This window comes from Staphylococcus sp. HMSC14D10 (genome assembly GCF_001808125.1).
In the GTDB taxonomy this organism is placed as follows: Bacteria; Bacillota; Bacilli; order Staphylococcales; family Staphylococcaceae; genus Staphylococcus; species Staphylococcus haemolyticus.
The window spans coordinates 1-7501 of the sequence record NZ_KV792242.1 but is presented as its reverse complement, the minus strand read 5'-3'; the positions used below and the strand labels follow the sequence as shown (position 1 = coordinate 7501).

At 32.6% G+C, this 7501-nt stretch carries 9 protein-coding genes and 1 pseudogene; 3 read left to right on the top strand and 7 right to left on the bottom strand.

Going from position 1 to position 7501, the window contains the following annotated elements; genetic code table 11:
* From HMPREF3134_RS11945 to HMPREF3134_RS03585, 6 genes and pseudogenes are all read right to left on the bottom strand, one after another.
* Positions 1-79: pseudogene (locus HMPREF3134_RS11945) on the bottom strand (IS6 family transposase); the annotation flags it as partial.
* Positions 80-307: 228 nt separating this feature from the next.
* On the bottom strand, positions 308-814 hold the full coding sequence (locus HMPREF3134_RS03605; RefSeq protein ID WP_011276582.1) for a YwhD family protein: 507 nt from the start codon (positions 812-814) through the stop codon (positions 308-310).
* A gap of 70 nt (positions 815-884) precedes the next feature.
* The gene (locus tag HMPREF3134_RS03600; RefSeq protein ID WP_172592541.1) at positions 885-2201 is read right to left on the bottom strand and encodes an HD domain-containing protein; all 1317 of its coding nucleotides are present in this window, start codon (positions 2199-2201) and stop codon (positions 885-887) included.
* Positions 2202-2220: 19 nt separating this feature from the next.
* Complete coding sequence (locus HMPREF3134_RS03595; RefSeq protein WP_037552452.1) at positions 2221-2697, bottom strand: GNAT family N-acetyltransferase; 477 nt, start codon at positions 2695-2697, stop codon at positions 2221-2223.
* A gap of 115 nt (positions 2698-2812) precedes the next feature.
* Entirely contained in the window at positions 2813-3349 is a 537-nt protein-coding gene (locus HMPREF3134_RS03590; protein WP_011276585.1) for a flavodoxin family protein, read from the bottom strand.
* A gap of 246 nt (positions 3350-3595) precedes the next feature.
* Positions 3596-4531 carry an aldo/keto reductase gene (locus HMPREF3134_RS03585; RefSeq protein ID WP_011276586.1) on the bottom strand — a complete coding sequence of 312 codons (936 nt, stop codon included), beginning with the start codon at positions 4529-4531 and terminating at the stop codon, positions 3596-3598.
* 129 nt (positions 4532-4660) lie between these two features.
* Here HMPREF3134_RS03585 and hypR point away from each other — a divergent pair, with 129 nt between their 5' ends.
* From hypR to HMPREF3134_RS03570, 3 genes are all read left to right on the top strand, one after another.
* Positions 4661-5101 carry a redox-sensitive transcriptional regulator HypR gene (hypR, locus tag HMPREF3134_RS03580; RefSeq protein WP_053019393.1) on the top strand — a complete coding sequence of 147 codons (441 nt, stop codon included), beginning with the start codon at positions 4661-4663 and terminating at the stop codon, positions 5099-5101.
* Positions 5088-6410 (top strand): hypothiocyanous acid reductase MerA, encoded by a 1323-nt coding sequence (merA, locus tag HMPREF3134_RS03575; RefSeq protein ID WP_070440769.1) that lies wholly within the window; start codon positions 5088-5090, stop codon positions 6408-6410. The genes hypR and merA overlap by 14 nt, the downstream gene beginning before the upstream one ends.
* Positions 6411-6641: 231 nt before the next feature.
* Positions 6642-6845, top strand: a complete 204-nt coding sequence (locus tag HMPREF3134_RS03570) for a cold-shock protein (RefSeq protein WP_049426256.1) — start codon at positions 6642-6644, stop codon at positions 6843-6845.
* A 130-nt stretch (positions 6846-6975) separates the two neighbouring features.
* Here the strand turns inward: HMPREF3134_RS03570 and HMPREF3134_RS03565 are convergent, their stop codons facing one another.
* Positions 6976-7317: a YuzB family protein gene (locus HMPREF3134_RS03565; protein ID WP_011276654.1), complete on the bottom strand. Its 342-nt coding sequence runs from the start codon at positions 7315-7317 to the stop codon at positions 6976-6978.
* Positions 7318-7501 lie beyond the last annotated feature (184 nt).

Here is a 7501-nt window from a genome sequence, read left to right as displayed (position 1 = left end):
TCAATGCATATCTTAGATAGTAACCAACGGCTACGGTGATAACATCCTTGTTAAATAGTTTATATCTGAAATAGTTCATACAAAAGACTCCTTTTTATTAAAATTATACTATAAATTCAACTTTGCAACAGAACCGTGAATATCATATTGGTGAACCTTTAAAATAATTACTGAGTATTCATAGCCAGATTTGATTGGAACAAAAGATTTTAATACTATTGAAATTAAATAAGCCAGTAAGTGTATTTATACAAATGCACTTACTGGCTGTTTTAAGCGTAGTGTCCTACTCCTAATACTGTTTATATTATTCAAAAGCTTTGAATAATTCCTCACTAGAATTATTCCACATCTCTTCATTATGAGATTTTAAAAAGTCTGCTAAAACTTTTTTATTTTCCTCACCAATGTGGTCAATGATAATTTTATGTTTCATAGATTTATCCATCATATTAACATGTTCAGGCATACTTTTATAACCACGTCGTATACTTTTGTTAACTAATAAATAACATGCAGTAACACCAGCATAATATGGGCCACTCTCACTACGTTCAGTAGTCACCCAGCAAAGCCAATATTCTTTAGCTTCTTCGCCTTCAACTTCCGATTTGTCATTTATCCATTTAACACCTTTTTCAACTTGAGCACGTGCATGCATACCACCTATATCTATAAACGCCTCTTTATTCGCAACATCTATAAATACTGGTGCAATATTATCTAAACTAATTGAGCCTATATTCGTCCCTTTATGTCCATCAAGCGGGTCATTCTTGATAATATTAAATTTAAAACCTTTGTTCTCAGACACACATTACACCTCCGAAAAACTTGAATTCATAATCTCTATATTATGCGTTATATATTAAAGTTTCAATGGCTTAATTCAATTCATTAAGTAGATTAATAATAGAACCCTTAGTTTGTGGATTCTCAATATTAAGAATCATTTCTTTAGGATAGTATAATTTATAATCTTCACGATTAATACCTGTAATACTTGAAATAACGAGTGATTGACTACTAATTTCTCTAATACTACCATTGCGTCTTAATAAATGTATTGGTTGTCTATTAGAACCAGGTCGATCATAATCATATGGTAAATCAGAGAAAGCCTCACTAACAAAATAATAGTTCGGATCAATATTACCTTCTATGAACAACTCTTGTAGCTCAGTAATAGTAATAATTGAACCATCAAATGGAATATATTTAAATAAGTCTCTATTTATAAAACGACGTGCTAAATCACTGAGAATTGCATCATCTTCTTGTATCCATTTCTTCAAATAATAAAGTACGACGACTTCATCTAAATCAACGTATTGCTCAATTGTAACCTTCTCTTCAAAAAAAGGAACAAAATCTTCTGGGTACATCTTAAAATGGTACCCCTCATTGTACAATTGTTTAACACGTTTCAAACAATTATTTAACAATACTTCTCCGCCTCTACTAACCGGATGAAAGTATATTTGCCAATACATTTGATAGCGACTCATTATAAAGTTCTCAACGGCATGCATTCCACTCTCTTTAATAAGAACTTCATCTTTAGATGGTCTCATTAAACGTAAAATACGTTCCATATCAAATGTGCCATAAGAGACGCCCGTAAAATAAGCATCTCTTTGTAAATAGTCCATTCGATCAGCATCAATTTGCGATGAAATCATAGAAATTACAAGTTTATTTTGATGCGTTTTGTTAATTACTTCTGCAACTTCTTTAGGAAAAGTACTCGATACGCGACTTAAAACTTCATTAACTTCAGTAGGTCCAGTAATAATTGCTTGCGTAAAGGCTTCATGGTCTGTATTGAATATCTTTTCAAAACTATGTGAAAATGGACCATGACCTAAATCATGTAATAATGCTGCACATAATGCCAATGGTCTATCTTCATTGTTCCAAGCATCTCGTCCCACAAATGATTCGTCAATCATACGTCGCACGATTTCATATACACCTAAAGAATGGCCAAAACGACTATGCTCTGCAGTATGAAAAGAAAGATATAATGTGCCTAGTTGTTTAATACGACGTAAACGTTGAAACTCTTTTGTCTTAATAAGATCCCAAATAAGTTGATCTTTGACGTGAATATATTTATGAATAGGGTCTTTGAATACCTTCTCTTCAGCTAATTTCTGTTCAACATAAGGTGTTTGCGTCAAATAAATCCTTCCTCTCATTACAGTATAGTCATAGCGTTTATATACTTCTCTTCATTAAAGCCAAATCCATTTGTTCTCCATACATTTCTGGTTGATAAGAACGTACGATTTCAAAATCATTATTTTGATAGTATTGAATTGCATCTTTATTTTTATTATCAACTTCTAAAAATACTGCATCATATTTACCGTCAAATTGTTCTAATCCTTTCTTAAGTAGACTAGAACCATAACCTTTATGTTGAGATTCTGGATGTACATAATGCGCAGACAAATACAATTCTTTACCATAAATGAAATTAGCAAAGCCAATAATTTCATCATTATCTTCGGCTACTAAAAATAGTTGTTCTTCTAAACGTTTCTTTAAATGTTGCTCATTATAAGAAGCAGCTAATAACTCATTTATTGTTGATGCTGCATAAATATTTAAATATGTGTTATACCATGCCTTAGTAGCAACATCTCTAATTGCTACGACGTCATTTGGTGTAGCTTCTCTGACTTTAAACATACTTGATTCTCCTGACTTTACTATGGAATTAATAATGAAATTATATCACAGTACTTATACAATCGCTTAATATAGAATATTTATCGGCGTAGTTTAATATACTTTTGAATTAGGCTTACGTTAATGTTTCATTCCATTCTTTAGCTCTTTCTAGTGCAAACATATCTTTCGAAATATCACCTGGACGTTCAGCGGTACCAATTATATATCCATTAAGTTCAGCACCAATAAAATCTAATGTATATTTCATTTGAGTAATACCTGGCTTAGCTTTCACTTTAGGGCAGTCTCCACCAACTAAAATAAGTCGAAAATCTTTCTTTGCCATTTTTTCTTTAAAGTCCTTGTAGTTGTTGTCTATTAAAGTTTCAGACCAATGATCGATAAATGCCTTTAAAGATGCAGAAACACTATACCAATACACCGGTGATGCAAATATGACCGTATCACTTTCTAAAACTTGATCAATGACCTGTTTATAATCATCGTTATAGCTTGTAATATCTCTATTCTCGTGACGAAAGTCTCTTACAGGATTGAATTGATAATCGGTTAAGTCAATCCATTTATAATCTAATCCCTCAACTGCTAACTTAGTAAGTTGTGCTGTATTCCCCTCTGGACGACTTCCTCCAAATAAAACTGTAATCATTTTTATCACTCTCTCTTAATTTATATAAAAAAAACTATTTCCTTTTTCATTGTTAACAACATAAAAACTTCATACTTACTTAATATTTTACATATTTGCCTAGTACCCTTATTTCACGTAATATATGTGTATTTTTTAAAATAAAAAAAGAATCATTACTATTTATTTCAGTTATAAAAAACTCTTACACACATATAAACGGTGTAAGAGCATCAATTACTTTATTTAATTTTACCTTAACTTATTTTATTCAATCGGAAATAATTCATCAATTTTGTTCAGTTCATCATCTGTTAATTGAATATTTGCCGCTTCAATATTTTGCACAACTTGTTCAGCATGTTTCGCACCAGGAATCACCACATCTAACGCTGGACGCGTTAAGTAGAATGCTAGAACCACATTAGCAATAGATGTGTTATGAGCTTCCGCAATGCCTTGTAATTGTTTCACTCGTCGAACATTATCATTAAATACTTCCGGTTGGAAATCACGGCGAGGTGCACGATGATCATCAAACGTTTGATTTTCCTCATACTTCCCAGCTAAGATGCCTGATGCTAACGGGAAGTATGGTATAAATGTAATATTATTTTCAGCTGCATATTTCATGACTTCTTCATTTTCTCGATGTAATAAGTTGTACTCTAATTGCACTACATCGACATAACCATCTTTATTCGCTTCCTTAAGTTGTTCTAATGAGAAGTTAGACACGCCAATTGCTTTAATCTTGCCTTCATCTTTAAGTTCATTTAATGCAGCAACTGCTTTATCTTTCGGAGTATTTTCATCCGGAAAATGAATGTAGTATAAATCAATATAATCTACTTGAAGGCGTTTCAAGCTATTCTCAACTTGCTGTTTTAAATAATCTGGATCATTATTTTGTACGACTTCATCATTTTCTTTAATAACATGTGAACCTTTCGTGGCAATTTGAACTTGTTCACGAGGATACTCTTGAACTACTTGGCCAACTAATTCTTCAGAACGTTCAGGTCCATAAATATAAGCTGTATCTAGTAACGTAATACCGTTGTCAATTGCTTTACGTACAACATCTTTACCCTGTTCTTCATCTAAATTTGGGTATAAATTGTGACCACCTACTGCGTTTGTACCTAATGCAATTGGAAATACGTGAACATCTGATTTACCTAATTGTACTAAGTCTGCCATCTATAATCACTCCTTTATTCTATATAACTACTTATAGTTTACCCATTTTTTATTATGACATTCATATTGACTTTTGATGAGTAATGTATTTTAATGTAACTAATCAAGTTACATTAAAGGCGGTATATTATGAATTTAGAATTCAACATTGCAGTACACGTGCTAAGCTTTCTTACTAAGCATTCCGAAGAACAATTCAATAGCCAGGATTTAGCAGAACTTACCTGTCTTAATCCTGTACAACTAAGACGCGTTACCACTACACTTAATAATCAACAATATATAGATTCAATTCGTGGAAAAGGTGGTGGCTATCGAGCTAATGCGCACACTCCAACCATCACCTTAGATACACTGTATCAACTTTTCGTGTTAGATAAATTACCAACACAACGTATTTTTACTGGTAGCGAAGAAAGCCATTGTACAATCTCTAGAAATATCGCAACCACTATGAATAAATACAAAGAGCAAGAAACTGCACTAGCGCTCAACTTTTATCGTAACTTGACAATTAACGACGTAATTAAAGATACACTTCAGGAGGACACATTAAATGACACATTTTAATTTATTAGTTATTGGTTTCGGTAAAGCAGGAAAAACACTTGCCAAGTACGTGGCATCACAAGGTCAACACGTCGCTTTAGTAGAACAATCCTCAGACAACTTTGGAGGAACATGCATAAACCACGGCTGTATACCCTCTAAAGTACTCGTACATGATGGGATTGACAGCATCGATTTTGACACTGCCTTTTCAAGAAAAAAAGACGTAGTCAGCGCACTAAATAAGAAAAACTATAATAACTTAGCAAATGATACAAACATTGAAGTATTCAATTACAAAGCGCAATTCAAATCTAATACTGAAGTTAATCTACTAGACGAGGATGGTACTATTGTACATACTTTAACTGCGGATAGCATTGTTATTAATACAGGCGCAAAATCGAATATTCCATCTATCCCGGGTATCGAAAGTGCTAAACATTTATTTGATTCACAAGGTTTATTGAATATTTCATATCGACCTAAGCATTTAGTAATCATCGGTGGTGGCTATATCGCCTTAGAATTTGCTTCAATGTTTGCTAATTTCAGCTCAAAAGTAACAGTTATAGAACACGGCGAACATATCATGCCACGTGAAGATCAAGACGTGGTTGCACATGCAATTAAAGATTTAGAGGACAAAGAGATTACCTTTGTCACAAATGCAGAAACGCTAGAATTTAAAAATAAAAACAACCAAACGACAATTGTAACTTCTAAAGGCAATTTCTCAGCTGACGCTGTATTGATAGCTACAGGTCGTATACCTAATACTGATTTAGCGCTTGAACAAACTGATGTTGAACTTGGTGAACGTGGTGAAATCAAAGTGAATGAGCATCTTCAAACTTCAGTCGAACATATTTATGCTGTTGGAGATGTCAAAGGCGGACTACAATTCACGTATATCTCTCTGGACGATTTTAGAATTCTAAAATCTACACTATATGGTGACCAATCGCGTACTACACTTAACCGTGGTACAATTCCTTACACTGTCTTTATTGATCCACCATTTTCTCGAGTAGGTTTAACAGCTAAAGAAGCTCAATCTCAAGGCTATAATTATATTGAAAATACATTACTTGTCGCTCAAATTCCGAGACATAAGATTAATAATGACGCTCGCGGCATTTTCAAAGTTATTATCGATAAAGATACTGATTTGATTTTAGGTGCTACACTTTATGGCAAAGAATCAGAAGAAATTATTAATTTAATTAAGTTAGCAATTGATCAACATATACCTTACCAAGTTCTAAGGGATACTATTTATACCCACCCAACTATAGTAGAATCCTTTAATGATTTGTTTAATATTTAAAAATTTTTTATTTATTAAAATACTGTATACTAGTACTTCAAAAGATATAAATTCAACTTATCAATATTTTTAAAAATAAAAAGCTTTACTTATTAATAAATAACAGTTATAGTTAATCTAACGTAATAAAAGCTCGTGAATTTAAATGTAGTGTGTTTGTCTAGAATACTCTCTTTTTTATAAATGAATTTGTTACAAATATTCGTGCAAAAGCACATGGAGGTATTCTATATGAATAACGGTACAGTAAAATGGTTTAACGCAGAAAAAGGTTTTGGTTTCATCGAAAGAGAAGACGGAAGTGACGTATTCGTACACTTCAGCGGTATCGCTGGTGAAGGTTACAAAACTTTAGAAGAAGGTCAAAAAGTTGACTTCGATATTACTGAAGGTCAACGTGGCGAACAAGCAACTAACGTTGTTGTAATGTCATAGGATTAGACCTAGTTAAGCGCTTAGAAGATAAATGTCTTCTAAGTGCTTTTTTTATTACAATAAAAAAGCTACGACAATATTCAGGTTAGAATACACTCATAGCTTAAGTTTATAATATAACTTAATTCCTCTATTTTATCGCCTTACGTTTAGCTAATTTCTCTTTTAGCTTTCGATCTTGTTCTTCTTTACGGCGTTTACGTTCCTCATTACGCTTTCTTAGTCGTTCTTCTTCTTCCGGATCTCTTGGTTTTTTTAGCTGAGCTGTGACTTTTTCTAACAATTCGTCTTCAGTAAGCGCAGCAAGTGGTCGATTATTTACGAAGGCAAACGTTTTTCGACGTCCAGGGCCACAATAAGATTGACAGCCGATTTCAATTTCTGCTTCTGGATCTAATTTTTCTAATTTTCTTTTCAAAGTTTTGATATTTACCGCCTGACATTCATCACATATTAAAAATTTATTTTTCACCTTGCCACCTACCTTTCTATATTGTCGTTTCTATCCTAAATATTGAAGCATATTAATACGAATCAATGAATTTAACTCTAATTATTTTACTCCTTTTACAAGAAAATTCAAGCCTATCATTAAAAGTCTTTCTCAGCCATAACAAAAAAGGGCTCTATAATAAATTGGACTGATGACTAAAAAT

Excerpts from the sequence above, each read along its gene's own strand:
- HMPREF3134_RS03595 (WP_037552452.1), bottom strand. The coding sequence starts at position 2,697 with ATGTTTAAAGTCAGAGAAGCTACACCAAATGACGTCGTAGCAATTAGA.
- HMPREF3134_RS03570 (WP_049426256.1), top strand. The coding sequence starts at position 6,642 with ATGAATAACGGTACAGTAAAATGGTTTAACGCAGAAAAAGGTTTTGGT.
- merA (WP_070440769.1), top strand. The coding sequence starts at position 5,088 with ATGACACATTTTAATTTATTAGTTATTGGTTTCGGTAAAGCAGGAAAA.
- HMPREF3134_RS03585 (WP_011276586.1), bottom strand. The coding sequence starts at position 4,531 with ATGGCAGACTTAGTACAATTAGGTAAATCAGATGTTCACGTATTTCCA.
- HMPREF3134_RS03590 (WP_011276585.1), bottom strand. The coding sequence starts at position 3,349 with ATGATTACAGTTTTATTTGGAGGAAGTCGTCCAGAGGGGAATACAGCA.
- hypR (WP_053019393.1), top strand. The coding sequence starts at position 4,661 with ATGAATTTAGAATTCAACATTGCAGTACACGTGCTAAGCTTTCTTACT.
- HMPREF3134_RS03600 (WP_172592541.1), bottom strand. The coding sequence starts at position 2,201 with ATGAGAGGAAGGATTTATTTGACGCAAACACCTTATGTTGAACAGAAA.